The organism is Paenibacillus favisporus (assembly GCF_040545415.1).
Classification (GTDB): domain Bacteria; phylum Bacillota; class Bacilli; order Paenibacillales; family Paenibacillaceae; genus Paenibacillus_AQ; species Paenibacillus_AQ favisporus.
The window spans coordinates 318,086-334,846 of the sequence record NZ_JBEPLV010000008.1; the positions used below are offsets into that span (position 1 = coordinate 318,086).

The 16,761-nt window shown below is 45.0% G+C and carries 28 protein-coding genes; all 28 read left to right on the forward strand.

Translation table 11 applies throughout. The features are described from left to right. The first annotated feature begins 16 nt into the window (after window positions 1–16). The 28 genes from ABID47_RS30210 (at window position 17) to ABID47_RS30345 (ending at window position 16,751) form a co-directional block, all read left to right on the forward strand. Window positions 17–457 (forward strand): GNAT family N-acetyltransferase, encoded by a 441-nt coding sequence (locus tag ABID47_RS30210; RefSeq protein WP_354502499.1) that lies wholly within the window; start codon window positions 17–19, stop codon window positions 455–457. A gap of 107 nt (window positions 458–564) precedes the next feature. Then, on the forward strand, window positions 565–1,272 hold the full coding sequence (locus tag ABID47_RS30215) for a tetratricopeptide repeat protein (RefSeq protein WP_354502500.1): 708 nt from the start codon (window positions 565–567) through the stop codon (window positions 1,270–1,272). Window positions 1,273–1,463: 191 nt separating this feature from the next. Next, entirely contained in the window at window positions 1,464–1,970 is a 507-nt protein-coding gene (locus ABID47_RS30220) for a DUF6886 family protein (protein ID WP_354502502.1), read from the forward strand. Between the two features lie 196 nt (window positions 1,971–2,166). Next, window positions 2,167–2,895, forward strand: coding sequence for an HAD family hydrolase (locus tag ABID47_RS30225; RefSeq protein WP_354502504.1), 729 nt, complete (start codon window positions 2,167–2,169; stop codon window positions 2,893–2,895). Further along, the gene (locus ABID47_RS30230; protein WP_354502506.1) at window positions 2,880–3,419 is read left to right on the forward strand and encodes a DinB family protein; all 540 of its coding nucleotides are present in this window, start codon (window positions 2,880–2,882) and stop codon (window positions 3,417–3,419) included. The genes ABID47_RS30225 and ABID47_RS30230 overlap by 16 nt, the downstream gene beginning before the upstream one ends. 34 nt (window positions 3,420–3,453) lie before the next feature. Continuing rightward, window positions 3,454–3,771, forward strand: a complete 318-nt coding sequence (locus tag ABID47_RS30235) for a hypothetical protein (protein ID WP_354502508.1) — start codon at window positions 3,454–3,456, stop codon at window positions 3,769–3,771. A 28-nt stretch (window positions 3,772–3,799) separates the two neighbouring features. Then, window positions 3,800–4,243, forward strand: a complete 444-nt coding sequence (locus ABID47_RS30240) for a VOC family protein (RefSeq protein WP_192716353.1) — start codon at window positions 3,800–3,802, stop codon at window positions 4,241–4,243. 29 nt (window positions 4,244–4,272) lie between these two features. After that, window positions 4,273–4,641 (forward strand): VOC family protein, encoded by a 369-nt coding sequence (locus ABID47_RS30245; protein ID WP_354502510.1) that lies wholly within the window; start codon window positions 4,273–4,275, stop codon window positions 4,639–4,641. Window positions 4,642–5,040: 399 nt separating this feature from the next. Then, window positions 5,041–5,409: a DUF2185 domain-containing protein gene (locus tag ABID47_RS30250; protein ID WP_354502512.1), complete on the forward strand. Its 369-nt coding sequence runs from the start codon at window positions 5,041–5,043 to the stop codon at window positions 5,407–5,409. Between the two features lie 37 nt (window positions 5,410–5,446). Continuing rightward, window positions 5,447–5,995 (forward strand): SMI1/KNR4 family protein, encoded by a 549-nt coding sequence (locus tag ABID47_RS30255; RefSeq protein WP_354502513.1) that lies wholly within the window; start codon window positions 5,447–5,449, stop codon window positions 5,993–5,995. Between the two features lie 64 nt (window positions 5,996–6,059). Beyond that, window positions 6,060–6,749: a class I SAM-dependent methyltransferase gene (locus ABID47_RS30260; protein WP_354502515.1), complete on the forward strand. Its 690-nt coding sequence runs from the start codon at window positions 6,060–6,062 to the stop codon at window positions 6,747–6,749. A gap of 35 nt (window positions 6,750–6,784) precedes the next feature. After that, window positions 6,785–7,309, forward strand: a complete 525-nt coding sequence (locus ABID47_RS30265) for a DinB family protein (RefSeq protein ID WP_354502766.1) — start codon at window positions 6,785–6,787, stop codon at window positions 7,307–7,309. A gap of 75 nt (window positions 7,310–7,384) precedes the next feature. After that, a complete protein-coding gene (locus tag ABID47_RS30270; protein WP_354502517.1) occupies window positions 7,385–8,425 on the forward strand; it encodes an NAD(P)-dependent alcohol dehydrogenase in 1,041 nt (346 codons plus the stop codon). 97 nt (window positions 8,426–8,522) lie between these two features. Then, window positions 8,523–8,957, forward strand: a complete 435-nt coding sequence (locus ABID47_RS30275; protein WP_354502519.1) for a VOC family protein — start codon at window positions 8,523–8,525, stop codon at window positions 8,955–8,957. A 40-nt stretch (window positions 8,958–8,997) separates the two neighbouring features. Then, window positions 8,998–9,429 (forward strand): GNAT family N-acetyltransferase, encoded by a 432-nt coding sequence (locus tag ABID47_RS30280; RefSeq protein ID WP_354502521.1) that lies wholly within the window; start codon window positions 8,998–9,000, stop codon window positions 9,427–9,429. 80 nt (window positions 9,430–9,509) lie between these two features. Beyond that, on the forward strand, window positions 9,510–10,016 hold the full coding sequence (locus ABID47_RS30285; RefSeq protein WP_354502523.1) for a GNAT family N-acetyltransferase: 507 nt from the start codon (window positions 9,510–9,512) through the stop codon (window positions 10,014–10,016). Between the two features lie 75 nt (window positions 10,017–10,091). Next, window positions 10,092–10,868, forward strand: coding sequence for an HAD family hydrolase (locus ABID47_RS30290; RefSeq protein ID WP_354502525.1), 777 nt, complete (start codon window positions 10,092–10,094; stop codon window positions 10,866–10,868). A gap of 113 nt (window positions 10,869–10,981) precedes the next feature. Further along, window positions 10,982–11,626 carry an HAD family hydrolase gene (locus ABID47_RS30295; RefSeq protein ID WP_354502527.1) on the forward strand — a complete coding sequence of 215 codons (645 nt, stop codon included), beginning with the start codon at window positions 10,982–10,984 and terminating at the stop codon, window positions 11,624–11,626. 60 nt (window positions 11,627–11,686) lie between these two features. Beyond that, window positions 11,687–12,205 (forward strand): GNAT family N-acetyltransferase, encoded by a 519-nt coding sequence (locus ABID47_RS30300; protein ID WP_354502529.1) that lies wholly within the window; start codon window positions 11,687–11,689, stop codon window positions 12,203–12,205. Between the two features lie 107 nt (window positions 12,206–12,312). Beyond that, on the forward strand, window positions 12,313–12,696 hold the full coding sequence (locus tag ABID47_RS30305; RefSeq protein ID WP_354502531.1) for a hypothetical protein: 384 nt from the start codon (window positions 12,313–12,315) through the stop codon (window positions 12,694–12,696). Window positions 12,697–12,735: 39 nt separating this feature from the next. Beyond that, window positions 12,736–13,224, forward strand: a complete 489-nt coding sequence (locus ABID47_RS30310; RefSeq protein ID WP_354502533.1) for a hypothetical protein — start codon at window positions 12,736–12,738, stop codon at window positions 13,222–13,224. Window positions 13,225–13,352: 128 nt separating this feature from the next. Beyond that, window positions 13,353–13,448, forward strand: a complete 96-nt coding sequence (gene comI, locus ABID47_RS30315; protein ID WP_019419116.1) for a competence inhibitor ComI — start codon at window positions 13,353–13,355, stop codon at window positions 13,446–13,448. Window positions 13,449–13,752: 304 nt separating this feature from the next. Further along, window positions 13,753–14,244 (forward strand): NUDIX hydrolase, encoded by a 492-nt coding sequence (locus ABID47_RS30320; RefSeq protein WP_354502535.1) that lies wholly within the window; start codon window positions 13,753–13,755, stop codon window positions 14,242–14,244. Between the two features lie 44 nt (window positions 14,245–14,288). After that, the gene (locus tag ABID47_RS30325; protein ID WP_145946797.1) at window positions 14,289–14,942 is read left to right on the forward strand and encodes an HAD family hydrolase; all 654 of its coding nucleotides are present in this window, start codon (window positions 14,289–14,291) and stop codon (window positions 14,940–14,942) included. A 68-nt stretch (window positions 14,943–15,010) separates the two neighbouring features. Then, window positions 15,011–15,466: an NUDIX hydrolase gene (locus ABID47_RS30330; protein ID WP_354502538.1), complete on the forward strand. Its 456-nt coding sequence runs from the start codon at window positions 15,011–15,013 to the stop codon at window positions 15,464–15,466. A gap of 44 nt (window positions 15,467–15,510) precedes the next feature. Further along, window positions 15,511–15,897, forward strand: coding sequence for a VOC family protein (locus ABID47_RS30335; RefSeq protein ID WP_354502540.1), 387 nt, complete (start codon window positions 15,511–15,513; stop codon window positions 15,895–15,897). Next, window positions 15,894–16,460, forward strand: coding sequence for an ATP-binding protein (locus tag ABID47_RS30340; protein ID WP_354502542.1), 567 nt, complete (start codon window positions 15,894–15,896; stop codon window positions 16,458–16,460). The genes ABID47_RS30335 and ABID47_RS30340 overlap by 4 nt, the downstream gene beginning before the upstream one ends. A gap of 18 nt (window positions 16,461–16,478) precedes the next feature. Continuing rightward, window positions 16,479–16,751, forward strand: coding sequence for a hypothetical protein (locus tag ABID47_RS30345; RefSeq protein ID WP_354502544.1), 273 nt, complete (start codon window positions 16,479–16,481; stop codon window positions 16,749–16,751). Window positions 16,752–16,761: the final 10 nt, after the last annotated feature.

Consider the following 16,761-nt stretch of genomic DNA (forward strand, 5'->3'; position numbering starts at 1 on the left):
AAGGAGATACTGTTCAATGATTACTATAAGAGAAGTCACCAAAGGAGATCTGAATGACCTATGCCGTCTGTACGAGGAGCTCATGGATCATCAGCCTACCAATTACGAAAAAATAGTAGAGGTATATGAAGTCATGCAAGCCAGCGGTAACTACCATGTCCTGGGGGCTTTTAAGGATGGAGTACTGGCAGGGTCCGTTATGGGAATTGTCTGCCAGGATCTTGTCGGAGAGTGCAGACCCTTCATGGTGATTGAGAACGTTGTCGTTTCAGATCGTTTTCGCAGGCTTGGCATAGGGAAGCAGCTCATGATGAACATTGAAGCCATAGCGCGGGAGAGAGACTGTAATTATGTTATTTTTGTCTCTGGCGGACAGAGAAAGGAAGCCCATGCCTTTTATGAGAAATTAGGATTTAAAGATGAGAAGGTCGAGGGGTATCGGAAGCATTTGTCTTGAAGAAGGGATGGACGTTACTCGGATACCATTTATATGAGTATTTTGAAAAGAGAATATGAGGAGCTAAATCAGCACTTGATATAAAATTTGGAGGGATCAATCCTTAAATGTCCCTATACGATATTGGTGATCAATTATATTTTGAAGGTAGATATCAAGAGGCAGCTGATATTTTTAGAGAGTGTATCGATAAACAGCTTGAATTGAACTCAAGCATCAACTACCTGGGCTGCTGTGAATTGCAATTGGGGAACTTTGAGCAAGCATTAGGTAGGTTTGATGAAGTGATACGCAGAGCCCCACATTGGGAAAGACCTTACATGAATAAGAGCAGAGTTTTCATAAAGCAGGGAAACCTAATTGAAGCAAAGAAGTGCTTAGATGATGCCGTAAAAATAAATCCTGAACATGAAGATGTTTATTACTATCTTGGGATTTACTATGAAAAATGCGACGACCTATTCAAAGCAGAGGTAGCATATAACAAATCCTTAGATATCGATGCGAATCAACCGGAAACCTTGCTAAATCAAGGAATTGTAATCTCTCGCCAAGGTAAATATGTTGAGGCAATCGGGTATTTTCAGAAGGTCATTGCGCTTGATCCGAATGAAAGTGATGCTTACTGGAATATTACTCAGATCTATGTATCGACAAAGGATTATAACCAGGCATTATTGTATTTGGACAAATATATGATTTTAAATAAGGATGATGAGGAAGCTCAAGAATTAAGAGTAACATTGGAGCGGGAAATGACAGATTCGAGGACCCCAACTACAAAAAACACCAGCAAAAAGGAGACAACATATTGACCCAAACAAAATTAATTTTGGTGGAAGGTATACCCGGATCGGGTAAATCCTCTACCGCTCGATATATTAAGGAGCCGCTGGATGCTCACGTTAAGACAATCACTTGTAAAATAATACGGAATTTGATTGGGAACACGTGTTACAGGAGGTAAGGGGGTTCTTGGAAGTAGCGCATTGAAGGGGGAATACATATGAAGCTGTTTCATTTTAGCGAAGAACCTGGCATCCAAGTCTTTGAACCTCGGACCATATACGATCAAACCGATGCAAAAGTCTGGACGATCGATGAGTACCATGCGCCGCATTATTATTTTCCACGAGCATGCCCCAGAGTCTGCATTTGGCCAAAGGATGATACAAGTGATATGGATAATGAACGTTTTTTTGGGATGTCGAAAACAAGCCGGATGATAGCCATTGAGACCGGGTGGTATGAACGGGTAAAAAAGGGTTCTATATATCGTTACACTTTTAATGCGGCTGATTTCGAGTTGGAAGAAGAGAATGCGGGATACTATGTATCAAGACGTCCGGTTATACCAATGGAAGTAGAGAGAATCGACGATTTGATAACTGCGATTCTGAATGAGGGTGTAGAGCTAAGGATCACTCCATCGTTACAGCCCATGCGAGAACAAATATTGAAGTCCACCGTCAACTTTTCCATGATCCGTATGAGAAATGCAAGACAAGAATAATAGGTTGAAGAGATTTCAGTCGCCAGGGGGCTTTCTCCTATTGGTCATCTGCATGTATAATCATGGAAAAAGCTTCAGACAACAAACGACCCAGCCTAGAATAAGAGTGTTCTATGGCTGGGTTATTTCATAAAGAAGAGCGGAAGAGGAAGGAATCGTTTAAAGAATAGAGAGATTATGCGAAGGGACTGAGGTAATGAAAATAAAGGCAATCTTTCTTGATTTTTATGGAACGTTGGTTCATGAGGATGACGATATTATTCCAAACATCTGTCAAGAAATTAAAGAGAATGCTAGTGAAGGTTGTGAAATCAGCGATATCGGAAGGTACTGGTGGAAAGAGTTTTCTACAATGTTTCAAAACAGTTATGGAGAAACCTTTCGATCCCAACGAGAACTTGGGCTTCTTTCATTAACCAACACGATTACTAAATACAAGGCGAAATGCGATGCGCATTCGATCATCCAAAGTCAATTTGACCACTGGAGACAGCCTACTATATACGAGGATACCCTTCCTTTTCTGAATGAATTCAAAAATTACCCCGTCTTAATCTTATCGAACATTGATTCATCTGATGTACTGGCTGCTACCCAATATCATGGCATCGAGGTAAATGACATCATTACAAGTGAAGACGTGAAATCCTATAAGCCAAGGCCTGAAATGTTTCTAGAAGCATTAAAGAGACATAACCTATCCGCAGATGAAGTTATACATATTGGAGATTCTTTTACAAGCGATGTTGGTGGAGCCAGCAATGTGGGCATTAGAACCGTATGGTTAAATCGCCTAAATAAGAAGAAACCAGATGGTAATGAGCCAGACTTTATCTGTAGGGACCTGTGGGAAGTAAGGGATGTCATCAACGGGCTCGAAGAAGGCAATATCGTCAAGGAGGAGCCAGGATGCTCTACGACTTAAAAGGTGGGGCCAACATGGCTCCAATGGTGGGAATCTTATATTCCGCGGTAAAAGAGAATTTTCAACGACTACAATCTATCACAAACGGTATGCCGCAAGAAGAGGTGGATTACAAGGGGCCCGATAACAACTTTAACAGCACAGCTCAGTTAATCAGACACCTCATGTACGTGGATCTGAACTGGGTTTACAGAATAAAGGGGCTCCCACTTCCACAGTCACTTCAAAAGCAGTATGGCCCCATGATCGATGAGCATGGCAGGTTACCGATGGTTCAAGGAGTATCTTTGAATACACTTATGACTCAATATGACGGCGTATTAGGCATGCTGGAAGAGGTGTGTACGCAGCTAACCGATGCAGATCTTGAGAAAACCGTCACTTTTGGACATGAAAATGAGAAGCAGGCAACGATACGCTGGGGGATATGGCATATGGCGGACCATAACCGCTATCATCAGGCGCATATCAATCAGCTTCGAAAGTGGTATAAAGAAAGGCGAATTTCAAATGAATGTAACTAGTGAATAGAACTGTTTTAAATTCTAAGGAGAACCGATGAAAAATGTAATGAAGTGGGCCCTTGGCCTGGTTGGAGCTGTATTGCTAGTTTTAGTGATGACCTGTCCAAATGAGGAAGATTACACGAAATGGCTTTCCTCGGAACAAGGCGTCGTATGCGTGAATACCGGATCGGACACTGGGTGCAAGAGACAAGAAGCCGCGGTTGAATGGAAGTCCAGATATATTATGCACGCGGGGATTTTTATACAGGTGAGGGATAAGTATTCTGAAGGGAATACGGATTATGAAATAAAGGCCCTCGGGATTCTTAATCACTTTTTTGATTATTCTTCAAACCCAAATAGAGACTAGAAACCATCCAAACGAAGGAGTGTATCCAATGAGTCCAACGTTTGCTTTCTCCCGTATTGGCTACGTATATGTTCCGACAACCCGTATTGATGAATCTATTGCGTGGTACACGGAAAACTTGGATTTCAAGTTAATGAATAAGTTTCAGGACCGTGGGTCTTATATTGCCGTGCTGCACCATCCTCATCAACATTCGATCGCTTTGCTGCTCATTGAAACCGAAGACAAGCAGCCGCTTGAAATTATGAGGAACGGCAAGCCTTTTCCGATCATGGCGATAAACTGTCCGGACATTGAGTACACCCATCAATTCATGAAGGACAAGGGGCTGATGGTCGAAGATTTGCAGACTCTCGGAGCTGGAGAAGCTAAATATTTTTACTTTAGAGATCATGAGGGGAATCTGCTGGAGGCCGCTTGGTCCATATGGGATCCACAGGACGAATTGAAAGAGGATTTTGTAAGGAGTTAACCCATTTCAAGAGAGGAGGGCGTTGTTTAATGGAATTGTTGAGTGGATACATTTATATCCCTGTAACGAATCTGGAACGCTCCGTAGAATGGTATGCCCAATATCTTCATTTTGAAACTGCGTTTGAAGATCCTTTGTACGTGGAAATGAGGTCAACAACGGGAATTCGGATCATGCTGATCGTAAGTGAAGAAGCGGTAAACTCACAGATGACGTATTCAAATGGTCCGCAAGCTGCGTATGGTTTTGTCGTTCCCGATATTGATCAAGCCAGGCAGTGGCTGATGGATCATGGGATTGAAGTCAGACGGATTTCGAATTACCAGGGGAAGTCTTTTGGATTTTATGATCCGGATGGGAACATCATCGAATTATGGAGTGACTATCCGAAGGCATAGCCTTTGCCTGAAAGATTTGCAAAAGGGTGATTGCAAAAATGATAAAGAGGTTAGCGCTAGTTCCATATAATATGCTGATGCTGCTCGTGTGGATGTACTGGTACAGCCTTTTTTATTGGTGTATGGAAGGTTATGTGCCTGCCTATCTCATCATTGGAAGCTGCTTGTTCCTCGCTCTGGTGTGGATTTTCGGTAATATTTTTTGGATACGAAGGGCTCAGCTTGCTTGGGGAAGTTCCGTCTTCATCATTGGATTAACCCTGGTTTTGATGTACTTCGACCCTGTATTAAAGCCCATTTATTTTGAAAAGATCAATTCGAAAGCGATGCATCAATCTTTTCAAATACTAGCGTATTTTAGAGATTGGAAATCATGATTTAGCAACTGGAGTGACTAAGATGTTCAAAGATCAGAGTAAAAAGAAGTACTTTTTGTCAGCAGATCAGATCGTGCAGTTAATCGACTCGAATGAAGGGTGTATTGCCAGCGACCGAATCACAGTGGATGGCTGCAAGGTCGGATTTATGTATCGGGAAGAAGTTTCGGGTAGCCCATATCCGGACAGCGGATGGCGGTTCATGGCCGGTGACGAAGACGAAGAATATATGGACAATGCCGATAACCATGCCATCTATCTGGTGAATACCATATGTAATTACGATCCAGACATCATCCCTTTTCTTCACTCGCCGTCAGGGACGGCATTCATACGGAATGAACGTGGCGCATTGGTGCTGGATGAGGAGTGGGAGGAGCCGGATGAGTAAGGGGCGCAGCAATTAACGGTTAGTAGGAGGAGATGAGATGGAAGAGTCTACGATTATTGCGAGAACGATTTCTTCACTTAAGAAAAGGTTAGAGTCCAACAATAACGTTCTTACCCTTCAGCTCGAGGAGGGTTTTATTACTGAAGCGACGTGCACTTACTATGAACCCGTATCCGATGCCGAGCTGGCGGCTTTCTCGAATCGTATAGGCTATCAATTACCTGATGATTATGCGGCATTTTTAAAGATTGCTAATGGATGTAGATTATTCGATGACCCCAATTACGGCGGGGAGAATTATTTGTACAGTCTCGAGGAAATATTGCAATTCACATATGAGGAACCATGCGAGGGATATTTAAAGATCGGTTATTTTTATCAAGATAACATCTTTATTGACCTGAATTTATTCAATCGTGGACAAAAGAATTACCTCTTCGTAAAAGGACATACTAGCCAATTCTCTGAGGGCAGGCCTTTACATATGAATTTTGAATTATGGTTCGACCGGTTTGTCATTAGTCAAGGTACGAAGTTTTGGAACTATTCGATCTACACGGCAGAAAACTACTACAGTACGAGATGAATTGTAATTGATATTCGCGCACTGTCATTTGCACAAAAATACTACTTTTGAGGAGCCTTTTCCTATGTCAACCCAGGATCCTATCTATACGAATCACTCCAACATGTATGACGCCATGGTCAGCCGTCAGCCTGATTTATATGACATCATCAATACAATCAGAGTTTTCAAAAATTTGGACGTGCTGGATTTAGGTGCAGGGGCGGGGCGATTATCGACGGTGATTGCGCCTGAGGCGAAATCTCTAATCTGCACGGATATCTCCCGTCCGATGCTGGACATCTTGGAGAGCAAGCTGCAGGGGATGAACAGTCCGCTGAATTGGAAAACCGTGGTGTCGGACCATAGGCAGCTGCCCATACCTGATCAGAGCATTGACCTGGTTGTTTCGGGCTGGAGTATTTGTTACCTGGCCGATGCGTCAGATAATCACTGGGAACAGAATCTGGAACAAATCATGGCCGAGCTGCAGCGGGTGTTAAGGCCGAATGGAACGATCATTATTTTTGAAACGATGGGAACGGGATATGAGACGCCGCATCCTCCTGGATTTTTGCAGCCGTATTATGCATTACTTCAAGACAAATACGGATTTGACCATCAATGGATCAGAACCGATTATGACTTTGGGAGTATCGAAGAAGCCATTCATCATACGGAGTTTTTCTTCGGACAAGAACTTGTGGATCGGATCCTTCAGAATCAGTGGGCAACGGTTCCGGAATGTGCGGGGATCTGGTGGAAGCATTTTTGAAGATGAGTTTTTACATAGCCAAAAGGAGTGTTGATATGAACTTCCATTTGAATGAAGCCCTCGAAATATTGGAGCGCACGCCGCAAACCTTGGAGCGTTTCTTATCCGGTCTATCTGAGGGATGGCTGCATAGCAATGAAGGGGAAGGAACCTGGAACCCGCTTGAAGTCGTTGAGCACCTCGTAGAAGCGGAGAAGCATAACTGGATCCCGCGGATGGAATCCATTCTTGCGGAAGGGGAAAACAATCCCTTTCCCGTTTTCGACCGCTATGCCCACTTGAAAGACACCTCTGAGAGAACCGTTGAAGAGGCATTATCAGAGTTCCATACCATCAGAATGGCGAACATATCCAAACTGAGGGCGGTCGTCAATCCTCACGATCTGGAAAAGACCGGTCTGCATCCGGAATTCGGCGTTGTGAAGTTAAGGGAGCTTCTCTCTGCATGGGTTGTTCATGATTTTACGCACATGGCGCAAATGGTTCGGGTGATGGCGGAGAGATACCGGGCTGACGTTGGGCCGTGGAGTGCATATTTAGGTATTTTGAAAAAGAGCTGATCTCTTCTGCTTTCGAAGAGCTGCCTAGCTCGCCTTAGCATTTAACCCTAATTTGAAGGTAGGATGGTGTCGACCATGAAGACCGAGATCGAGTCGAAAGAGCATCAAGCAAGTTTAGGAACAGGTACGATGAGGGCGCTTGTCTATGAAACTTACGGACAGCCGGATGTTCTTCGGATCGAAGAGGTGGAAATCCCTAAGCCCAAGGAACATGAAGTGTTGATCGCGGTCCACGCCGCATCCGTAAATTCCTGGGACTGGGATCTCCTGCGCGGAAAACCGTTTGTGAACCGGATTGGTGGGATGCGGAGACCCCGTTACCGCATTTTAGGTGCAGACATTGCAGGAAGGGTTATTGCTGTGGGGGCGGCCGCCAAGCGGTTTCGGCCCGGCGACGAAGTGTTCGGGGATATTTCCGGCTGCGGCTGGGGAGGGTTTGCAGAGTACGTCTGCGCTGACGAAAAAGCACTGACGCCGAAGCCGGAAGGGGTAAGCTTCGAGCAGGCAGCAGCCATCCCTCAAGCAGCGGTTCTGGCCTTGCAAGGACTGCGCGATAAAGGAAAGCTATCGAAAGGCTGTCACGTTCTCATCAATGGAGCCGGCGGCGGTGTAGGCACGTTCGGGATTCAATACGCCAAGCTGCATGGGGCAGTGGTAACCGGCGTAGATCGGGCCGAGAAGCTGGAAACGCTGCTTTCCGTGGGGGCGGATCATGTTGTGGATTATATGAATGAAGATTTTACTGCAGGTGATAAGCGGTATGATCTGATTCTCGATGTGGTCGGAAACCGATCCGTATTTGCGATCCAGCGCGCACTCCAACAGGGCGGCACCTATGTCATGGTGGGTGGTCCCTTTCCGCGTATTTTTCAGACATTATTGACTGCACCATGGACGGCCAGGCTTCAAAAAAAGAACTTGGGATTGCTGATCCATAAGCCGAACCATGAGGACCAGTTGATCTGGAGGTCTTTGGTGGAAACGGGTCAAGTCAAACCTGTCATTGATCGGGTTTATTCGTTGGGAGACGCGGCCAAGGCTTTTGAGTATTTCGGCCAAGGTCGAGCGATAGGCAAGGTGGTCGTTCGAATAGACAGAGGCGTTCAGGAGAAATAGGGATGTTTTAAGGAAAAAACTTGTAAATTTTAGGAATCCGTATAAAATGAATTCAATGTTTCATGGGACGTTACAAGATATCGGAGGAGAAGAGGATATGATTCAGTCCATCGTGCACATCGCGCTCGTCGTTAAGAATTACGATGAGGCTATCGATTTTTATACGAAAAAGCTTCATTTTACGTTAGTCGAGGATACGTATCAGCCGGAACAGGATAAGCGCTGGGTCGTCGTTGCTCCTCCGGGTTCGGCAGGTACGACCATTCTGCTCGCAAGGGCATCGAAACCCGAACAGGAACCATTCATTGGCAATCAGTCCGGCGGAAGGGTGTTTTTATTTCTGAATACGGATGATTTCTGGAGAGATTACAACGATATGATCGCCAACGGGATCGAATTTGTGAGGGAGCCGAAAGAGCAGTCCTATGGAATGGTCGCCGTCTTTAAAGACCTGTATGGGAACCTGTGGGACTTGCTTCAATTGAAAGAAGGCCATCCGATCATGGAGCGAATGAAAGCGGGTCATTCCTAAGAGAAAGAGTAATACGATACGAGCCCAATAGGAGGATACAATGCCCGAAATCTCCAAAATACGAAGAGGAACAGCCGATGAAGCGAATTACGTAAGAAATAAATTGATTGAATTTAACTCCAAGCAAGTTCCCAATGGCGTTTATGAAGAAGTGAACCTTTGCGTAAAGGATCAAGGGGACCGCATCATAGCCGGCCTAAACAGTGTGATATGCTGGAACTGGATGGAAATTGATATTTTATGGGTGGATGATGAGCATCGTGGAAGTGGACATGGGAAAAGGTTACTGGAGGAAGCGGAAGAAATTGCACGGTCAAAGCAGTGTACTTTCATTAAATTGAACACCTTCAGCTTTCAAGCTCCCGAGTTCTATAAGAAGTACGGATATAAAGAAATGGCTGTGATCGAGAACGCACCTCTAGGAAGTAAGCATTACTATTTCATAAAAGACTTAACAGATCATCAAGTTTAGGAACATGATTGGAATGAAAACAAGCTCAAGGCAACGTAAGGGCTTGTTTTTTATACAAGTATTTATTGGTGAGCGGGGTGATGTCATTGAAGATTGAACTAAAAGCTTTATCAGAGAGCGATGACAGGGACATTTTTGAAATGATCCATGAAATTGGACTAGGCGAGAACGGGTTTACCACCAATTTTCCGGAACATGATTTCGATCAGTTTAAAGCCAGTTTACCTAGGTTGGTTGAAATTTCAGCGGGGATTAACTTGCCTGAGGACTATGTTCCACAGACGATTTATTGGATGTGCATCAATGATCGTCCCGTTGCCTATGGAAAATTGAGACATCGATTGAATGAAAGCTTGGCGGAATATGGCGGACATATCGGTTATATCGTACGGCCTAGTGAACGTGGCAAGGGCTACGGAAAGCTCTTCTTGTCGGAGCTATTAAAGAAAGCAAAGGATTTTGGAATTGAAAAATTGCTACTCACCTGTGACGAAGTAAATATAAAGTCCAGGAAGGTCATTGAAAGTAACAGCGGAACTCTTGAGGGGATTAATAAAGGGATTTGCAAGTACTGGATACAGCTTTAATGGAAGTTCGAGATCATGGGATCGGCATCAGGTAAACCATATGTTCATTTGTATTTCATTGAAGGGAGAATTTCAATGAATTTTGCAGCAGTTGTTTTGGATTTAGACGGAACTCTCCTCAACTCCGATAAACAAATTACTGACCGGAACTATAAGGCTATTCAGGATTGTTACGAAAAAGGAATGAAAATCATCTTTGCGACCGCACGGCCACCAAGAGCTGTGAGATGGTTATTACCAGAAGAACTGCTGAGGATGGGTTCAACTATTTTTTACAACGGGGCCTATATTAAATGCGAACAAACAGGAATTCATCATCATGAACCTATTGAAGCTCGAATGACCGCTGAGGTTTTGGAGTATGGGTTAAGCTGCGACATGGATTTGAAAATAAGTCTGGAAGTCATGGATGAATGGCTGAGCCTTGAGGAGCATGATTATACAGCTCACATGAAGGTTCAGGAAAATCCCACCGCGAAATCGTTGGAAGAACTAAAAAAACTGGATGCAACAAAAATTCTCTTTTACGGAAATATGGATACCAGCTCATTTAATGAGAAGCTTGCAGCCCAATTGAATGTGATCGTTACAGATCATGGAGAACTTGTTCAGATTACATCTAAAATGGCCTCAAAGGAAAAGGCTGTAGATCTACTATGCAAAAGCTTGAATGTCCCCCTCGAAAATGTGATCGCCTTTGGTGACGATCGAAATGATCTTGGATTATTTAGAGTGTGTGGTTGGACCGTGGCAATGGGAAATGCAGTGGAAGAACTAAAGGCGTTGGCAAAAGAGGTCACGGATACGAATGATAACGATGGAGTTGCCAAGATACTGGAAAATATTCTGTAAGCATTACTTCAATGGAAATCAAATAAGGGTGGTCTGATGAAAATCATTCATAGCTCAGATGAAGAATACACCATTGCAAAACCAGCAATTAGAAAGCAGGTCGACATTAGCTCATGAGATACAAACATCTTTTATTTGATCTGGACGGCACGATTACGGACCCTAAGATAGGGATTACCAAGTCGGTACAATATGCACTGAACAAATTCGGGATCCGAGAGGATGACTTAGATAAGCTGGAGCCGTTTATCGGTCCCCCGTTGAAAAACTCGTTTATGGAAATCTATTCTTTTTCTGAGGACCAGGCGCTGCAAGGCGTTGAATATTATAGGGAGTATTTTAGGGAGCGCGGAATGTTTGAAAATGAGCTGTATCCCGAGATGCAAAACGTGCTGAAGCAGCTGCGGGACGACGGATTTACGCTGTATGTCGCCACCTCTAAACCGAAAGTGTTTGCGGATGAGATCCTGAAATATTTTGAAGTAGACCATTACTTTGAATGGGTCGTTGGCAGTCATCTGGATGGGACGCTGTCCGACAAAACCGAAATCATTACATACATCCTCCAGAACAGAAACCTTGTTAAAAGCGAAGTGGTTATGATCGGCGACCGAAAGCACGATATGATCGGGGCCAAAAACAACGGGATTGACTCTATTGGAGCCGAGTATGGATATGGAAGCGACGGAGAGCTGCTCCGTGAAAATTGCACTTATTACATCAAGAAGATCGAGGACATTCTGGGTATAGTCTATTAGGAATGGAGTGTCACGGACGGTCAGACGATAAAACAAATGTGAATGAGGAGAGCAACTGAGATGAATGTACGATTAATCAAACCTACGGCAGAACTGCAAGAGGAGTACCTCTCTTTTTATCTGGACTGGAAGGAAAGCAACGAACCGGTTGTGCCTTGGGTAGTTTCGAAGGATCCTGCGGATTTTGCGGGGATGATCCGGGTTTTAGAGGACAATGAACAAGGCAAGGACCTGCCGGATGGACATGTAAGGAACTCCACGTTGTGGCTGGTGACGGAGACGAATCGGATCGTAGGAGCCGTAAATATACGACATGAGCTTAATGAAAAATTATTGGAAAGCAGCGGACATATCGGATATGGGATCCGTCCTTCGGAAAGGCAAAAAGGCTACGCCACCGAATTGCTCTCCTTAGCCCTTCAAGAAGCCAAGAAGCTTGGAATACATAAAGTGTTGGTGGTCTGCGATGCCTATAATATAGGCTCCAAGAAGACGATCCTCAACAATGGCGGGATTCCGGACCAAGACTTTATTGAGGAAGACGGAAATGTCTTGAACCGTTTTTGGTTCGAGGTCTAAGGGCAGCACAGACCGGAAAAGAATACTTTCGATGACATGGCTCACACCGTCAGAGGAAGAAGCGGATTTTCACCCAGTAGACTTCAGTTGAGAGGGGTGGGATCACCGTGTTGGTATCCATATCGGCGATGGTATTCACGATTTTGACTTTAACTGTGGTGCTTTTTCAACTGGCTTTGGCATTAGGAATGCCATGGGGAAGTTATGCGATGGGTGGAAAGTTTCCGGGGAAATATCCGCCGGGTATGCGAGTGGGGGCGATTGTCCAGGCTATCGTTCTTCTCGCCATCGCGTCGATCGTGCTGAGCAGGTCGGGCTTATTCGTTCCGTCGTGGGATGGGTTTGCCGACAAAGCGATCTGGTTTGTGGTTGCTTTTTCAGCGATTTCAACCGTGCTGAACCTGATTACTCGAAGCAAATGGGAAAGAAGGATCTGGGCGCCCGTCTCTGTGTTATTGCTCGTGACGAGTGTGGTTGTTGCGGTGGGGTAGTGAGAGACAATCGAGTCATAGGAATTGGAGGAGGGCAGGATGATTGTGAAGAAAAGACATATCCGGATTGACGCAGAAAACTGGATTAACGATCCGGAACAGGCTCATGTGGATGTAGTGGTTACTTTTCCAGACGCAACACGTTGGATATCGAATTTCTATACAATCCCATGCATCGAATCCATGAGAAAAGATTATTTAACGAGCGGAGCATGCCTCGATGGAGCCTATTGGTGTGCATCCACGCCGGTCATTATCGTTGACACCATTAACCGGGAGCGAATTGAACAAGTCGTTGACGATTTAATAGAAAAAGAGGGCTTTCCGTATGTATTTGAGTATTTTGGGCCGGGAGAGGAGAGGGATTTAGAGTCATCTGATTATCCTCCAGATTTTTTTGACAAGGGCTCCAGGATGGATCCTTGGTATATTTCTTGGCATGCTGTGCGGCTGAAGCAGATGTTAGATCAGGCGAATGTGGATGTAAGAGAGAGGCTCAAGGAGCAGCTGTTTGGGGAATTTTCATAAGAATTTTAAGGATTAACAATCCTGGAGAAAGTGATGGGAACGCTTGTGCGTATATGTAATAAAAGGTAAAATATAACTACAATTGAATCTTGGGTGGGCATGGTTTCCCTTCGAAAGGAGGTGAAGCCATGGAAGTAAAAGACGCATTAACGATCATGTTCCTATTTGGGACGTTCATTCTTGCTCTTTTAACATACATCAATAATAACAACAAGAAAAAGTAAAAACCCACCCAAAGGTTGGAAGCAAAAGGTGGGTTTTTTTCCTTTATACTGACTAAGAAGGGGAACCCCATCCAAGCCAGTTGTATGGACCAAGTGTTACCAGCACTTGGTCTTTATTACATATATAATAACACAAAAAAAATATGTATCAAAGATGATGCAATTTAGGATTTGATCTTTTTGTAGGTGCGCATTTGAAGGATTGTAAGGAACGCGAACAATTATAAAGATCCGTAAAGACATTAAAGGAAATGGTCCGAATCATTTTGAAGTAGCGAGACGGATCAACGAGGAGGAGAGCGTTATGTTTTTCGTTAATGCGAGAGCCATCATTGAACGCGTTCACCGCAACCAAACGGAGATCATTCTTCAGACCCGCACCAAGCCGGGCGAAGAATCGTTGGAATTGCCGGGAGGGAGACTGGAGCTCTTTGAACCGATCCTGGATGGATTAAAACGCGAAGTGCGAGAAGAGACAGGGCTCACGATCGTCGAAGTCGAAGGCAGCGAGAAAAGGATCAATACGGCTGGGATCAACCCAGGGTTTGAGGTGGAGTGCGTCGAACCATATTGTGTATACCAGACCATCAAAGGTCCGGTAGATTCGATAGGCATGTACTTTTTATGCAGGGCTGAGGGAACGTTGCTGCGAAATGGCGATGAAGCGGCGGATGCCGGTTGGAGACCGGTCGAGGAAATCCAGAGAATGATGAAAGAGGAACCAAGACAGTTTTCCGATGTGGACCGGGCTGGAATCATGTATTATTTGAAGCATAAGTTTGGGTTGTTACAGTAATGTAAAGCAATATAACTGCAGGTTGGACAAAAGGGAGGAACTTCATGAACAGCGCATTTATTTTCGATATGGATGGAGTCATTATTGACAGCGAACCGATTCATTTTGACGTGGATATTAAGACATTGGATTACTTTGGTGTGAAAACAACGGAGCAGGAGCTCGAGCGGTTTGTCGGGATGACGAATCCCGAGATGCTGGGCATTTTCAGGCAGGAGCACAACTTGGTGCATACGATTCAGGAAATGATTGAGTATCAACTGAATCTGAAAATGAATATTCTCAATAATCTCGAAATAGAGCCTATAGAAGGCATTCGGGAGCTGATTGCTCAACTTAAGCAGCGGAATATTCCGATGGCGGTCGCTTCGTCTTCCCCGAGGATTTTTATTGAAGGTGTTCTTGGGAAATTCGGGCTGAGCCATTTTTTTAAGACCGTGGTCAGCGGTGAAGAGGTTCCAAAAGGAAAACCCGCACCCGATATTTACCTCGAGACAGCAAAGCAGCTCGGAGTCGACCCGCAGAATTGCGTCGTCCTTGAAGATTCAAGAAACGGGGTGATCGCCGCCAAGAAGGCTGGCATGATGTGTATTGGATATCTGAATCCGAACTCGGGGAACCAGAACCTGGACCAAGCGGATATCACGGTTCATTCCTATGATGAGATCAAGCTTGGGGAGATTTTTAAAGGGGACTGAGACTGTAGCAGCTAATAAGCATGGTTTCCATTGAGTTTTCGTTATATCTCATGAAAGGGAGGATCAGGATGCCAATTTGTATCAATCAAAATGGGGATGTGTTTGACGAATTTCTGCCCGTATCCGAAGAGGAAGCAGCCCAAATGAACCTGGATTTTCCGATAACTCACGCCTTGGTCGTTGCCAGGAATAAGGACGGATTTTTGCTGCTCCATAATACATGGAAAAATCACTGGGAGTTACCCGGGGGAATGTTGGAGCCTGGCGAATCCCTTCGGGAATGCGCTATACGCGAGATGGCTGAGGAGACCAATCAAACCTCGAATCGTGTTGCATTTAGAGGAATGATGAAGTTCCGGTTAAAGGACGGCAGGATTGAATACGGTGGATTATTTTGCGCGGATATTGATCAGGAGAGGCCTTTTGTCATCAATAATGAAGCGAGCAGAATTGTATTCTGGGATGGTCAAGAAGACATCGGTTATATTGATGAGATCGACAAGGAATTATTGAAATATTACTAAGCCAAAACATGGTTGATCCGTGAATAATGAAGGGAGGAAATGTTTTGAAACATCTCGTAGAGAACGTCGATCACGTGCAATTGCCGGTGCAGGATATTCCGCAAGCGGTTGAGTGGTATAACAAAGTGCTGGGTCTTGAAGTGATGACGGTGTACGATCACGCGGCTTGGTTAAAATTCAACTCCGGTCCGGTTCTCATGCTGCACCGCAGCACAAAAAATGAGCGGACATTTTGGCTGGCGGAAGATGAATTTCCGATGCCGTCATTCATGTTTATCACCCGGCAGATCGAACGCCTGCACGATACCTTGCAGGACAACGAAGTACATATCAGGCAGTACGAAGATCACGGATTCGGTTGGGTCATCAAATTCGTCGATCCGTTCGGAAATGAGCTGGGAGCTTATCAGCCTAAGGAGCAGCCGCAGTGAAGAGGCTCGTCATCCTGACCGTAGGGGTAACCCACAGCGGTAAATCGACGTTTGCCCAAGCCTTGGAAGGACAGCTGCCGAACTCCCTGATCATTGATCAGGACAACCATGCGGACTTTATCAATACCCACTACCGGGCTTTGCTGCCAAAACAAGGACCTAATCGGATCAAATACGCTGTGACTCAAACCATTGTGGATTATGCGGTAAACCAGACCTCCTATCATCTCATCCTGTGCAACTCTAACCGCCATCGCCATGCCCGCCTCAAACTGATCGATTATTACCGAAACCACGGGTTTACGACGGTTGTCGTTTATTTTGACCTTCCGGATGCGGTCCTTCAAGAAAGGGTAGCTCACAGCCAGCGCAGCACTTCCATCTTCAGTAAATCTTCTTCCTTTAAAGCAGTTTTGGATCGGCAGCAGGCGGAGTCTCCGGACAGCGGCGTCATAGAGCCTACGGCGGAGGAAGCGGATCATTTCTTTGTGATCCGGAACGGTGATGATGCCGGTGACGTGATTCGCCAGGTTGCTGAACTGGCAGCACCTAACTTCGACTGAAAAGGGGGCGACGTTCCGATGAGAAGGACCCTGCTGCAATCTATCATTTTTTCGGCGGCCTCACTGCTGCTCTACTTTGGAGTTCAGGCGGGCTGGGGTTACTACAAGACACTGCACTACATTCCAAGTCTCTTAAAATCGGATACATCCGTCGAGGTATTGGAGAAGCAGGTCGTTTTCGGGATGACCCTCAGCGCGCAAGGGATCTTAGAGGTCATCGGATTTTTTGGAGCCGGCGTGATGTTGTTTATCATAGGAAAGTTTGCTTATCGAGCATTAACGGGCAAATAGGAACAAGTCT